Genomic DNA, 14,709 nt, shown 5'->3' with positions numbered 1-14,709 from the left:
AACCGTTTTACGGTCTTCGCGTACTATTGAATCGAAATTTTAAAACGCACAATGGCGCCTCCTGATTCTGCATTGCATAGCTCGATCTTCCCATTGTGCCGGGTTACAAGTGTCCTGCTTATAGCCAAGCCAAGGCCAAAATGACCTTCTGAAAAAAAGCCTTGATCTCTAAAAAAGGGCTCGCACGCATGCTGCAGCTCTTCTTTGGAAAATCCTTTTCCATCGTCCGCAACCGAGCAGACCAAACGATCATGTCCCCATTGAATCTGGACAGTGATCACGCGCTTTGCGTACCTTATCGCATTGTTCACGACATTCTCCAACACTTGCATAAACAGCGGCTCGTCAAAAAGAGCCTCACGTTCTTCCTCAACATTCAGCCTTGAGTCCCACATCACATGAACTTGTTTTCGATATGGTTCTGCAAGCAAAGCGGTTACTTTTTGGACCTTGTCAACCAGCATGCGCTCACGCACCTTTGTGAACTCAACAGGCCATTCCTCCATGCTTTGCAGATGCTGCAGGCGGTCCAGATAGGTACCGATTCTGCTTGTATACTCGGTGATAAGTTGCAAGCTGTCCGCTAATTTCTCCTGAGTGGGATACGTATTCGTATGCATTACTTTCTTCTTTAATACGTCAAGATGTCCTCTAATAATCGTTACAGGCGTACGTAAATCATGGGCCACCGATTGCAAAAACTGCTTCCGTTCCTCTTGTTCCCGCCACTGTCTATGGAAATGATCGTTCAGCTCACAGCGCATCGATTCAAATGCACCGCATAATTTCCCCAGCTCATCGTCAATAGCATAAGAGAGCTTAAAGTCCAGATCATGACTCATGACTCTCTCCACTCCATCATTCAGCAATTGCATGGGCCTTTTTAACCGGAAACGATAAAATAAAAGCGCGGAAATCAACGCAATACCTGCTACAATTCCCACTGAAAGTAGAGAGTTAAGCAATACCCATCGCGAAGAAGGGTCTGCAGTCACTACAAGTGCATTCTTCTGTGACTGATTTCCTTCTGAGGAAGAAGAGGGCTGCAACTGAATAGAGGTCCGCCCCTCTGCATCAGGAGTAATTCGATAATCCTGTATCGCATATTGAATGTTGTCCACTAGGATTCGTGAAACGATGGTATTAAGAAATATAGCCACGACAATCCCTGCCAGCACATATAAAACCAGTGTCGTCTTCAAGCTTAGCGCCTTGCGTTTAATCCCCACTTGTACCCTACACCCCAGACTGTTTCAATATAGGATTTCGGTGTCTCTTTACTGAGTTTTTGGCGAATCCGTTTCACATGCTCGGTAACAGTCGTGTCATCCCCTATTGCGTCGTAGCCCCAGACCCTCTCATAAATCTGATCCCGTGTAAATACTTGTCCAGGGCTCAGAGACAACAATTGAATAACATCGAACTCTTTGGGCGTCAAAGACAGCATCTGATGGGCAATATATACTTCGCGGCGTAAATAATCGATGGTTACCTCTCCAAATGAGGTCTGTCTGATCGGCCGTTTACCACGCTGTTCCCGCCGCAAATGAGCTTCAATACGTGCCATTAGAACTTCCATTCCAAAGGGCTTCACAATATAATCGTCTGCTCCCGCCGCAAACCCTTGGACTTTATCACGGTCGGTCGTTCGCGCCGTAAGCAACAAGATCGGGCAATGAACCCGCTCGCGGATCGTACTGCATACGCTTAGGCCGTCCATTCCAGGCATCATCACATCCAAGATGATCAGGTCCGGTGAATCTTCCACTCGCTTCAGCACTTCATAGCCATTGTATGCGGTTATGACGTCATACCCCTCATCTTCAAGGTATTGCTGCATAAAGGATACGATATCCGGCTCATCATCAGCGATCAGTATGGTCCCTTTCTGCACCATCATCCCCCCTCATGATTGACTATAAGCGGCATTCAAGCTTTTCATATAAAGCTCATAATAATAGCCCTTTTGCTCAAACAAATCCAAGTGCTTTCCTTGTTCAACCACATTTCCATCTCGCAATACATATATCATATCTGCCTGTGTAATCGTTGACAATCGATGGGCGATAACGATAATTGTTCGATTTGACAGGGTCCGATACAGCTCCTGACATACATGGGCCTCGGTTATCGTATCCATAGCTGAAGTTGCCTCATCAAATATAACGATAGGCGTAGGGTGAAGATAGGCTCTAGCCAAAGCCAACCTTTGCTTCTGTCCGCCAGACAGTTTTGATCCTCGATCTCCAATCATCGTATTGAATTGATCAGGTAGCGTCATTATAAATGAGTAGAGATCAACTTTTTTTACAGCCTCTATAATATCCTTTTCCCTCACATTGGGATTTGATAGCTTAAGGTTATTTACAATTGTATCATGAAAAAAATATCCGTCCTGTGAAACTACCGTTATCCACTTTCGCAGAAAATACAGATTATAATCTCTAATCTCTTTCCCATCAATATAGATATTGCCTTTGCATGGATCCCAGAAGCGCATTAATAAAGAGGACAGCGTGCTTTTTCCGGAACCACTTTCTCCAACAATAGCTGTGATTTCTCCAGTTCGAAATTGCAGATTAATATCGCAAAGAACCGGCTTCTTTTCATTGTAGCAAAAATAGACTTCGTCAAAAGCAACATGACCAATTATATCTGGTTTGGCGCCTCCTTTTATTTGTTTGATCTCCACCTCTTGATCTAGGAACTGAAAAATACGGTTAACCGACACCATGGACTGTCGGAACTTCGTATTGATTTGAACCATTTGAATAATGGGGCCCAGCAGTCTTTGAGCATATTGATTAAATGCAATAAGACCACCTATAGTCAAGGTACCGCTGATCACCTTATATCCCCCATAACCAAATATCATAGCCGTTGTCAATGTACCGATTAAACCAGCAACTGAAACATTTGTGGAAAATAAAAATTGAAGTTTGATCCCTAATCGAAGCATGCTGCGAAAATTTGAGAATAGTTTATGTATGAAAAAGGATTTACCCTTTAACATCAAAATATCGATTACAGAAGGCACGAATTGCTGCATATCAATTGAAAATTGACCCAAGTGGTTTCGGTATTGAGCCATATTCGTGGAAATTCGCTTACTGAATGCTTTTTGAGTGACTAACAGTATAGGTTGGAGCAATAGAGTAAGCAGCAGTAAATCCGGCTGCAGGTAGAGAAGAAAAAGAAACATTCCAAAAGCAGTACATAATTCTGATAGGACAGAAAATATCATTTTTGTAGATAAATCTTCGACTGCCGCCGTATCATGATTTAATATCGTGATCATCTCGCCTGCCTGCATATCGCTATGGAATCTTCCAGGGAGTTTGAATAAATGCTTAATGATCGTTAATCTGAGATCAAGTACCATTCGCTTTCCTATAACAGAATACATATAATCCGAAATGATTTTGCATCCGTTTTGAATGATCGCAATCAAAATGTATAAGCCGACTAGCTGAATAAGCCATTTAAAGGACTGCCCTTTTATCGCTCCATCAATCATATTCATTGTTAAATATGGAAGAAATAAAAGGGAGCCCGCACTGCACAGCATAAAGAAAGCGGCAACGACATGCCATTTTTTATATTTGAATACAAGCTTAAGAAATCTTGTTAGGTTTTTAAATTCGGATTTCACATCCTCCATCCTCCTCTACTAAATCGAGCAGGGAAAAAATAGAGTGAAAATCAAGCAACGAAATAGAATCCAATGGGAACTGGGCTGAAAAGGTTCTCTCTATCTCTTTAATCAAAGGGACACACCTTTCAGGTGTTAAACCAAACTGAGGGTGGAGCAAAGAAGTGTTAAGCAGCTTATCCTGTTGCGCTGGAATCAGCTTCAAATTTTCCGTGACTAGTTGTACCATTTGTTGAATTCGGCCATAATCATATTTTCCCCATTCTTCATTACTAATAGGCTGAAAAGGAACCAAATGCATATCCTTCTTCTCCCAACTTGTGCGCGATGCTTGCTTCTCCAGCTCAGCGTACAATCCCGACAGGGATAAACCCGGCTTATCCTCTAACAGCTTAGCTAGCATACCAGAGAATAGAGCTGCTGCCTTGCTGTTCCCGCCAAACATCGTATAACGGTTATTAAGACCTGGGAGCATGACCGGCGTCCCGTCCGCAATTACCTGAACCGTATATGAGGAATTAAACCAGTATCCTTCCTGTGCACCCTGTATGTGTGCCTGAACCCCAATTACCGAATCAAACACTGCTGGGTAGCTGTAATCTGAATGGTTGGCAAGAGAACAAACTAATATCTTTCCTTGGTCTGCAAGGGCTTCACATGCACGCTCTAACTCTTTTGCATATTTGCTCTCTGTGGTCGCTACACTCAAGTTAATAATGCTAGAATCAATTTCCTGCAAATAATCCAATGCTCTTAATAGATTCCTTGAAGACGCCATTGCCTCCTCATTAAGCAACTTGATCACATGCAATTGAACATTAGGATTGCCTTTGAGAATTAGACGTGAACATAATGTTCCATGTCCATGTTTGTCATCAATGTCCGTTTGAAGTGTCCCTTCCTCATGAATGGCAATGCTATCGATGACATGATTCCTCAAAGATTCCGCGTTGAGATCGATTCCTGTGTCTACAATGGATACCAGCGTATTTACAGCTGTTCTAATTGCCATTCCATCACCTGCTTTAACGTTTGCAATTTGATGTGAAAATGCTGGCATCGATATGATGCCAGCACTTTGTTATATGGAAAGAGCTAAAGACGAATCTCATTTGTTCAGTTCTTAGAGATAGTTGATGATAGAGTAGCGGCTTACCACCAAGGCGTTAAATAGGCATCAATAATAGCATCACAACCATCAAGCAAGCTTTCATAGCCTTCATATCGAACACAATCATTGCCACAGCCTTGTCCTTTAACGTCGAGTTCTTCAACTTTATCCGTGATTTTTTCAATGGATAACATGTTAATCGCTCCTTATCAAGGTTTATAATAGGTGTCTTTAGCTCCTAGCCAACATGATTTATACCTTAGAGTAAGTTTGATAGATCCGGTGTTTTACATGTTCTATAGCACATACGACCGGAGAGGGAATCAAGCAATCTCCAGTTAATAACTGATTAACTGCTTTACAGCGTGTGCTGCTGCAATAAAATGAGCGGGTGCAGCCTGTACAATCCTCGTTTTGCATTAATGAATGCTGATGAAAATGCTCTAATTGATCGCGGATAATTCCTGTAGTAATATGACCAATGCGGTAATCATCTTGCCCAACAACATACGTACAAGGATATATGTGTCCACATGGGTCAATGTTGATCGTCGTTATACCTCCATCACATGTACCCAATCGATGATTATCAGATCCATCTACCATCCCAATGCGAAGTCTCGGATTTTGAGATTTTTTTTCATGATACAGTTGAGCAACACACCGTAATTGCTCTTCCAATACTCGTATCTCCCTGTGGTCCCAATTGGAATCAAAATAATCAGGAACGGGGACAATCGTGTTAAAGCCAAGCTCTACTAAATGTTCGATATTATGATATAAGTTCTCTACTGTCACGGTGTTGAAAGTCATGCGTGCTCTTAAATCAGGCCTGATTCTTAACCATTTCAGAGCTTGTCCAATAATTCTATCGTACGTGCCTTTCCCATCGGAATATCTCCGATAGTAATCGTGAGTGTCCCGGTTTCCGTCAAGACTGACAGATATGGAGAAGTGGAAATGCTTGCTTAGATATTCGATCTTTTCATCATTGAGAAGAGTACCGTTCGTGGTAGTGCCAAACAAGACCGAATCGCCTAGAGCCTGTTCGAATTTCTCCGTTATTTTTTGCAAGGTTTTAAACTCCAGAAGAGGCTCTCCTCCGTGATAATTGACATATAATTTTTGGTCTCCCAAACGATTAAAATGTTCAAGTACATATTGAACGATCGAATCAATGGTTTGTTCGGATATCCTGCTGCTTGACTTGAATTGTCCCTCATAACAGTATCCGCATCGTAAATTACAACGGGATGTAAGCCATATTGCAGCTAACAATGAGCATCCGCCTCCCTTACTTCGTCCCATATCAGACGGTACAGAAGAGACTTTTGCGCATTACAGCGTTCAGTGAAACGTGCTTCATCCCCTTTTAGCTGTTCCAAATGATGAAGACAATGCCAACAGAAGAAGTTCACTTTACAATCTTTGCATTTGGAGAAGTTCTGGGGCTGTAAATCGTTTAAAGCCTGCTGACCACTGCCTATCTTGTTATTCGCGGAAGAAAACATATCCTCGATCTGCTCTAATTCTTGAATTTGGGCCAACTTTAATTCTTTTGTGATCATCAAGCCACACGGATAAATGGCTCCATCATGGTCAATCAAAATCATTTTTTCTCCAGCGCCGCAGTTGCAAAACTTTGAAGTATCTCGATAACGCCTGGCTTTTTCGTTGGTTATTTGCCGTAGATCTGGAAGTATCTTTGCTGTTTCTCCTCGCTTCTGATAAGCCTTGCCTCTTCCTATGGGTGTAAATCTCCTAACGACAGCTCGTGTACCCATCCTTAGATTGAGATCACGAAATGGGGTTTCGAGATGCTTATTGTGATCCATTAGTACCATAGATAATGATATTTGTTTGACTCCTCTGCTCTGAAGCAATGCGATGCTTGTCATAACACGCTTAAACACCCCTGGTCCGCGCAGCCGTTCACAGGATTCATCGTCAATTCCGTCTATACTGATATCAAAACTGTCCACATGTTTGGACAGCAGGTCCACGTTGTTTGGCGAAATTAACGTACCATTTGTAGAGAGATTTATTCTTCCGTTATAATGCTCAGAAGTGTAGAGGAGCAATTGGAAGAAATCGTCCCTCATCATTGGTTCTCCTCCAGAAAAAGTGATCACTTGAGGATGTGCAGAGATTATTTTGTCGATCGTTTGCAGAGCTTCATCGGTGGTCATGTAGTGGGTATTAGGATCTGAGGATGCAGCGTATTTCGCATTGTAGCAGCAGTGATTGCAGAATAGATTACACTTATTCGTGAGTGCGAAGTAAATATGAGTGAAGGTTCGTCTTACTGAGGTGTCGTAAGAGGTGGATCGAATAAGTCCGATATTTTCAAGTTGATCAAATATCCGTTGAAAATAGATTCGATCATCATGATCATGCAGACAATCTAGTAATTCACTGGGTGACATTCGGTTATTGATGCCGTGTTCTAAAATATTCATGCACTCTTCAGAGAGTTTCAACCATTCTCCGGTTCGCCTGTTTCCCAGTATCGTGCGATGCTTATACGTAATCTTATGGCAGTCAGGCGTAAATTCATATGAATCCTTTATGGTCATATTCTTACCTCCTTGACTTATTCCTTTAATGGAATTATATTGCTTTAGCCCCATTAAAAATATGATTTTTGTCATATATATACATTTTTTATCAAAATCTTTTTTAGTACTTGTGATTATCAAACTCGTTGTCATGGCTTATGCTAAGTCAGTTAGTATCGTAACGATAGCTGGTATTATCGAGGAGCAGCTTTTAGTAAATACAAAAAAATGCACCCTTGAATATCATCGGTAAAACGAGCTCAACGACGATACTCACAAGGGTGCATCCTGAATCTATGATTCTATTGATCTTATTAAAAATATATAGAATAAAGATCTCTTAATTAATCCATAAACTTCAGTTCCTTGAGCATTCTCGACATGACAAGAGCGGACTGTGCACGTGTAACGGATTCATTAGGAACGAGCCGTCCCTTCTGGTCGCCTTCCAGAATACCGAGCTCCACAAGCTGACTTATCGCATCCACAGCCCAAGCAGGAATTGTTGACGCATCCTTGAAGGAACCAAGGTTGACCTTAGATTTATTCACAGCAGCAGCGGCTTCAATGGCCCGAGCCGTCATGACCGCCATCTCTGCTCTTGTAAGGCTCGCTTCAGGTCTAAAGTTTGTCCCCACTGCAGTCTTTAGAATGCCTAAGCGTTCTGCCGCGGCAATCTCGCCTGCGAAAGGATGCTTCGCATTCACATCCACAAATGTTGTAGCTCCAACAGCCGGAGCAAGCCCTAGTGCCCGCACGAGCAAGGCGGTATACTCGCCTCTTGTTATCGCCTCATTCGGTGCAAAGGTGGTCGAGTTCTTTCCTTTAACCAGCCATTTCGATGCAAGCGACTCCACCTCAGCCTTAGCCCAATGTCCTTTTAGATCAGCAAAGGAAGCTTGGTATTGAAGCAAAGCATATACCCCATTGCCTGTATGCTTCAGCATCAAGGCAGGCTTGCCATTTAAGGTCGTTTGAACAGCGGGTACAAAGATGAACGTTCCCGTCTCTTCATTCACTTTGACTGCAGTTACTTTACTGGATGACACTCCCTCTGGAAGCGGAATGATACGGCTTACGTACTGGCGATCAAAGTCCTTTATCTCTTGGATGCTCTTATCTTGTGCGATGCTTAACGTAAAGGCTACCGCATTGCTGCTAACAAGCTTCGCCCCTGATGCCTGTACCTTAGCTCTGAGTTTCTCCCCTACCTGATGGTTGGCCTTATCAATGGATAAAATGACGTTGGTCTTCTCTAAACCGCCATCCTGCTTCAGCTTGGCTAATGGCAGAGCCTCGATCGGCAGGCGATAGCTTGCAAGCTTCGTTTCAACAACCAACGACGCACCCGTCATCTTCTCAGCTGCTGAGGCAAGAATTGCCGCAGGCAGCGTTACTTCTACACGTCCTTCAAGACTCGCAGCTTGAATGGTGATTTCCAGCTGTTTTGCATGGAGGGATGCTATCGCTTTGTTCAATGCTTCTTCCTTAACGGATACCTGATGAATCACTTCTCCTGCTTCATTCTTCACCGTTGCAAGCTGCAGCTGATCGCTTGTAATCACGTATGCCGGCGAAGCTGTAGAACCGTTGGAATCCGTTGGCGCTGTTCCAGAACTACCGCCAGAATCATTTCCGGAACCATTGCCGCCGCCCGTTTGCGGCTTGGCTTGTTCCTTGATTCGTCCATCTACGGTTGGTGATACCGTACCGCCAAGACGAGCAATATGCTCAATAAAGATTTCATAGTCTGGGTAGCCCAGATCCTCGTTATAACGGCCTTGCTCGATCGCCTCTGCGAAGGAACGGTAGCCATCCCCTCCCTTTGCGACAAAGCTGTTGGTTGCCATGCGATAAGTAGCGGCAGGATCTAACGGAACATAGCTGCTGCCCTTCTTGATTTGGATATCGTATACTCGTTCGCCGACAGGCTGGTTTGGATCCCACTTGAAGGTCATGCCCGCGACTTGAGGGAATTTGCCTGGCAGGTCCGCAAGCTTTGCACCGCTGATTCCGTTCTCCAAGCCTTCCTTCAGCTGCTTGCCCGTTACATCCAGCACGAACAGCGTATTGCCAAATGGCATAACGGTGCGCAGTTCGCCCATTGTCATATCGCCTTGATCAATGGAAGCTCGAATGCCGCCGCCATTCATCAGCGCGATGTCAGCCTGCTTCAGCTCCTTTGCCTTTGCAAGCATGCCATCTGCAATCAGGTTCCCTAGATTCGTCTCCTTGGAACGGACATTTTTCCGTTCGCCGTCCAACACGATCGAGGAGACTCCTACCACTTCATTCATCATTTCTTGAAGCTCTTGCTTATAAGGATCAAGCAATTTCTTCGCTTCAGGGTCCTCTTCAACCTTGGCATCGACTGGAATTAGACGCCCGTTAACCTGCTCCGTAAGAACCACTCCGCTGGCGTCAAAGGCGAGGTCGACTCGTCCTAAGAACTTGCCCCATTCATTCGCTTGTACGATGACGGTGGGAGTATGATGCTCATCATCAACAATGACCTCTGGAGCATTCAGCGTTGTGTGTGTATGCCCGCCAACGATCAGGTCAATGCCCTCAACTGCCTCAGCCAGCTCCTTATCCTTTGCATAACCGATATGCGTCACACCGATGATGATGTTCAACCCTTCCTGTTCCATGGCTTTTACCGTTTCTTTAGCGGAAGCCACGGCTTGGTTGAACGTTATATCCTTGCCTGGACTGGAGGTTTCAGCTGTATCCTCGGTCGTCAGCCCAAACACACCAACCTTCTGTCCATTGACATCAAGGGTCACGTAAGGATAAATGCCCGCATGCTCCGTTGTCTTCGAATCTTGGGTGCGAATCGTCGTTGGATCTTTAGCCAGCGGAGACAGATGGCGGTCTTTACTCACGTCAACATTAGAGCTGACAAGCGGGAAGTGCGCTTTGCTTACAAAGTCCGCAAGCACCTTCGTCCCTTGATCGAATTCATGGTTGCCGAAGGTCATCGCATCATAGCCCATCATATTCATGAAGACCAGATCAGCAAGACCCATCCATTTTGTAAAGTAAAGATCACCTGAGAACACGTCGCCAGCGTCAAGCAGCAGCTGATTGCCGCCTTCGCTTCGCACCTGGTTCACAAGTGCTGCACGTCTGGCAACGTCGCCAAGATGAGCATGGGTGTCATTCGTATGCATGACGGTCAGCTTCCATGGCTTCTCGCCAGTGTCATCATCCTTGACCGTAATCTTTATCTGTGCTGAGCCATAGCCATCTTCACTTGTTGCTGTAAGGACAGCTTCGCCTGCCTTATACGGAGTAACCCATCCGGCTTGGTCAACAGCTGCGACCTGCTCATTCGAAGAGTTCCACTTGATGCCCGTGCCAGAGCCCGCCACAGGCTCCACTACGGCATGAACCTGTACTTGATCTGCCCCAGCCTGCAGCTCAAGGCTCGATTGGTCGACGGTCACCTTCGATACTTTCATTTCCAGCACGGATACTGTGCCGCTTACTTCATTCGCGACCAGCAGCAGCGGCCTGTCGGTTGGACTGTCGGCTGCTGCGATAAATTCAAGCCCCTCTGGAGCGGAATCCGAGGAGAGGCCCGCTTCAAAGTTGCGTGTATTCGTATAATTCAAAAATTGAGGCTGCATCGGGTTCGTGACGTCATAGATCATGACACCGCCAATACGCTCAAGACCGATGAATGCAAGCGTCTTTTCCCCAACCATGCCAACGGCAACATACTCAGGTTCAGGTCCTTTTTTCGGGCTGCGGCTATCTAAACCTGCCTTGTCATTGCTCGAATTGAAATAGGTTGGAAGTCGTTCTGCTGTGATCTTCTCAAAGTCGCTGCCGCTGTCATACACGAGCGACATCTGCTCTGCGTTCCAGATCGAGAAGGAACGAGCGCCATACATATATAGGCCGTTCACTCCCATGTCGCTTGCCACTTCGACCTTGTCGTACTTGGTCCCTTGGTTAGCTAGGAACTTGGCTGCCTCCGAATTCGGGTTCAGCTGGCTCTTCATGTCTTTGATCTTGCTTTCATTCGTGCGTCCGGACCAGCCTGTTGCATCGCCTTCGTTTGCGCTTAATACATAGGTTTGGCCGTCCACCTCATAGGTTGCAATACCGTCTGGCATATACATGCCGTAGAAAGGCACCTGCTCGAACTGAATCTTCTCATCTTTCACAAGATCCAGCTCATTGCCTGGCTTGCTATAGTCTTTATAGCCAAGACCATGTACGCCTTTTACAGACTTCGAGGGAATATCGATGACTGCAATCGCATTATTCTCCTGCAAAGCCACATAAGCGAGCTTCTCATCCTTGGATAACGAGATAAATTCCGGCTCCAGATCAAATACAGCATCTTCCTTGCTGCCAGGCATTGTGATCTGGCCTGAGGCATCAGACTTTCCACGAAGGTGCACAAGACCATCAATGAGTTCAGGTTGATTGAACTTCACATGCGTTACCTCGTCAGTTTGTGTATCAACAATCGTGATACTGCCTTCTGGATCCGGCACATCCGAAGTACGAGGCTCCCCTTCATCTGCGGTTAGAATATAGCGCCCATCCGAGGTGAACTTGATCATGTCAGGCTGAATGCCTGCCTCATAGGTTCGAATCAGATTGCCCTCGTAGTCAAGCACAACAATCTTTCCAGCCTTTGTATGATCAGCCTCCTGCACGGATGCAGCTATGCGCTTGGTCGCGGTATTGATATCTACACTTGTCAGATCCCCATACACAAAGCCGCTTTCATTTACCAATGTCTCCACTTGCACCTGCTTGTCCTTCTGAAGCTCGCCAGACGCCTGCAGCGTGACGATCTCTAGGCTTGCAGGGCTGGTTGCACCATTGACCAAATAGAACTTGCCATTGTCTTTATTGTATTTTACGATCTCCGCTACACCGCCGTCCTCGTTCGAAGTTCCGACCGCATAGTGAGCAATCATTTCTACTTGAAGCTTGTCTTCCCGCTTCGCCACTGGGGCCTTATCTACCATTAGCTTCACATGCGCACGCGCTGTATTAGCTGGTTCTGAAGAATCCTGCACGATGAGTTCTAACGGATACTCCACATCAGCGCCTTCTACCGGGACACCTGCAATTTCTCCTGTGGAGCTGTTTATCTCGAGCCCCTTTGGCAAGCCCATCGCAGTATAAGTATATGGAGCTTGTCCGCCATATACCTCCAACGTTACGGAGTAATGAACGCCTTCCGTTGCATTCGGAATAGCCAGTGAAGAGATGCCGAATTCCTGTTCAGCTAATGTCTGTTCTTGAATCGTCTGTGCTACGCCGGTCCCTGGTGCTATCGGCTCCCCTTCTGCTGCTAATGCGATACCGCTTGAGAATAGAGAACCCAATGTCAATTCCATCGCCAACAGCCATGCAAGTACTTGTTTACCCCTTTGATTCAAGTCGATTCCTCCTACTCTTCATGTTCTATTAAAGAGTGTATGAGAGAATTGTTTTCATAGGCTCAAAATCAATCATACCTTTTGTAAAAAAACTTATAGATATTGTAAATCCATGGGCCAATGTTCCTTGCTTCGATATGCGTTTGCAGGAACCCGTCCTTTTTATTGAATGATCATTCCAATAAATGCCATATTGTGATATTGTGGATTCATTAGTTCGAATTTTGGATTTTATGTAAGGGAGGAGCAAAGATGTCTATCGAGAGGATCGTAGATCCCCATCCCAAGGAGACCACTCAATCGGCTGCTGATACAGCAGATCATACAGAGATGCCACGGATTCCCCCTGTAGAGAAGTTCCTTCGTGGGGTCATTTCTGTAATTGGATGCCCACTAACATTCGTTCAAGCGATCTTATCTCGCTATACGTTACATAAATACCAAGCGCCTGGCGACATCATTTACATCGGGTCCCATCGCCTTCACGCCATTGTAACTGGAAGCAGCAATCATCTTCCCACAATAATATTAGAATCTGGAATGGGTGGGGGTGCCCTAGACTGGTCGCTCGTTCAGCCGGAGTTATCCAAACATACAAGAGTTCTTTCATACGACCGCGCTGGATTTGGCTGGAGCACAACGACTACGAAGGACCCAACATGTGAAGGATCGGTTCGAGAGTTAAGGAGTTTACTGTCCCAGTTAAACATCTCCCCTCCCTATATTCTCGTTGGTCATTCCTATGGCGGCATGATCATGAGGCTGTTCGCTGCTGAATCCCCCGAGGAGGTCAGTGGAGTTGTGCTTGTGGACTCAACCCATGAAAGCAGATTTCTAGGACCTGCCATGAATCAGGGAAGGAAGAAAAGTCGATCACGACATCACAATAGCCTAAGACTAGGTTATTTGTTCTCGCCTATCGGATTACCTCGACTGTTAAAGCAGCATATCGGGGTGAAGAGGATGCCTCCTCCTATTCAAAGGAAGGTAAGGGAACTAGGCTATCGTAATCATGCTTATAAAGCTGCATATTTAGAATCCCTGGGCGCTTCGAGAAGCGCCGTCCAGCTTAAAAACTCAACACCGTTAAAGTCATCACTGCCATTGATCGTGTTAACTGCCGGTAAACAATCGGAGGATTGGCTGGAAACCCAAAAGGAGCTGCTCCATGTAACGAACCATACCAAACAAATCATTGTAGAGGAAAGCTGGCACTCGATTCAACTTTATAAACCACAGGCTGTTATTGATTCCGTAATCGAACTGCTCCAAGGCATGAACCTGTCGAAGTGACAGGTTTTTTTGCTGTAGATAGATATGAACGGCATGTTCATTGCATCAGTAACTTCACAGCTGAGTAGAAATGGAATCCTCGTGAAGCCCACGAAATGAGGTATAATAGAATAGCTGAATAGGCTCTAATCTAGAGCAAAGGCTATATAGAGAACGATCTTGCCCAAAGATCAAACTGAATTGAGGAGAGAAGCATCATGTACAAGCTGATTGCCATTGATATTGACGATACACTGATTACTGACGAGAAGCAGGTCACTGAAGGAACGAAGCGTGCGCTTGAGCTTGCTATGGCCCAAGGCGTTCATGTGACACTCGCAACAGGTCGCATGTACGCATCCGCTCGCAAGATTGCCCTGCAGACGGGGCTTAATGTACCACTCATTACGTATCAGGGCTCTTTGATTAAAAATGTAATGGATGGACATGTCCTGCTGGAGCGCTCCGTGCCACGCGATGCTGCGTTGAAGCTGCTTGAGTTCTGCAAGGAGGAGAAGCTTCATTTGCAGCTGTATATCGATGATGAGCTGTATGCTGCAGAGGAAAATGAGAAGCTGATCGGCTACTGTCAGCTCAACAATATTTCTTATAAGATTGAGCCTGACTTTGATAAATTGCTGGAGAAGCCATCGACCAAGATGCTCATGATCGATGAGCCGGAAAGACTCGATGCGCTTGCACCGA

10 protein-coding genes are annotated in these 14,709 nt (G+C 45.3%); 2 read left to right on the top strand and 8 right to left on the bottom strand.

Translation table 11 applies throughout. The features are described 5' to 3' along the window. Positions 1–23: 23 nt before the first annotated feature. The 8 genes from I2H74_RS25195 to I2H74_RS19100 all read right to left on the bottom strand — a co-directional run bounded on the left by I2H74_RS25195 (position 24) and on the right by I2H74_RS19100 (position 12,732). A complete protein-coding gene (locus I2H74_RS25195) occupies positions 24–1,229 on the bottom strand; it encodes a HAMP domain-containing sensor histidine kinase (protein ID WP_195575848.1) in 1,206 nt (401 codons plus the stop codon). Continuing rightward, positions 1,205–1,900 (bottom strand): response regulator transcription factor, encoded by a 696-nt coding sequence (locus I2H74_RS19130; protein ID WP_324254110.1) that lies wholly within the window; start codon positions 1,898–1,900, stop codon positions 1,205–1,207. Before I2H74_RS19130 ends, I2H74_RS25195 begins: the two co-directional genes overlap by 25 nt. 6 nt (positions 1,901–1,906) lie before the next feature. Further along, positions 1,907–3,652: an ABC transporter ATP-binding protein gene (locus tag I2H74_RS19125; protein ID WP_195575847.1), complete on the bottom strand. Its 1,746-nt coding sequence runs from the start codon at positions 3,650–3,652 to the stop codon at positions 1,907–1,909. Further along, positions 3,636–4,712 (bottom strand): S8 family serine peptidase, encoded by a 1,077-nt coding sequence (locus tag I2H74_RS19120; RefSeq protein ID WP_195575846.1) that lies wholly within the window; start codon positions 4,710–4,712, stop codon positions 3,636–3,638. Before I2H74_RS19120 ends, I2H74_RS19125 begins: the two co-directional genes overlap by 17 nt. Before the next feature lie 92 nt (positions 4,713–4,804). Beyond that, positions 4,805–4,957, bottom strand: coding sequence for a hypothetical protein (locus tag I2H74_RS19115; protein ID WP_170936454.1), 153 nt, complete (start codon positions 4,955–4,957; stop codon positions 4,805–4,807). A 58-nt stretch (positions 4,958–5,015) separates the two neighbouring features. Further along, positions 5,016–6,041 carry a radical SAM/SPASM domain-containing protein gene (locus I2H74_RS19110; RefSeq protein ID WP_195575845.1) on the bottom strand — a complete coding sequence of 342 codons (1,026 nt, stop codon included), beginning with the start codon at positions 6,039–6,041 and terminating at the stop codon, positions 5,016–5,018. Beyond that, on the bottom strand, positions 6,035–7,339 hold the full coding sequence (locus I2H74_RS19105) for a radical SAM/SPASM domain-containing protein (protein ID WP_195575844.1): 1,305 nt from the start codon (positions 7,337–7,339) through the stop codon (positions 6,035–6,037). The genes I2H74_RS19110 and I2H74_RS19105 overlap by 7 nt, the downstream gene beginning before the upstream one ends. A 326-nt stretch (positions 7,340–7,665) precedes the next feature. Next, positions 7,666–12,732, bottom strand: a complete 5,067-nt coding sequence (locus I2H74_RS19100; protein ID WP_229106850.1) for a choice-of-anchor I family protein — start codon at positions 12,730–12,732, stop codon at positions 7,666–7,668. Positions 12,733–12,984: 252 nt separating this feature from the next. On the opposite strand from I2H74_RS19100, the gene I2H74_RS19095 reads away from it, so the two are divergent. Further along, the gene (locus I2H74_RS19095; RefSeq protein ID WP_195575843.1) at positions 12,985–14,025 is read left to right on the top strand and encodes an alpha/beta hydrolase; all 1,041 of its coding nucleotides are present in this window, start codon (positions 12,985–12,987) and stop codon (positions 14,023–14,025) included. Between the two features lie 197 nt (positions 14,026–14,222). After that, positions 14,223–14,709, top strand: a 487-nt coding sequence (locus tag I2H74_RS19090) for an HAD-IIB family hydrolase (RefSeq protein WP_195575842.1), incomplete at its 3' end; no start/stop codon positions are given.

Source organism: Paenibacillus sp. 1001270B_150601_E10 (assembly GCF_015558675.1).
Taxonomy (GTDB): Bacteria; Bacillota; Bacilli; order Paenibacillales; family Paenibacillaceae; genus Paenibacillus_B.
Note: the sequence above shows the minus strand (reverse complement) of the source record. Positions and strands in the feature narration are given on the sequence as shown.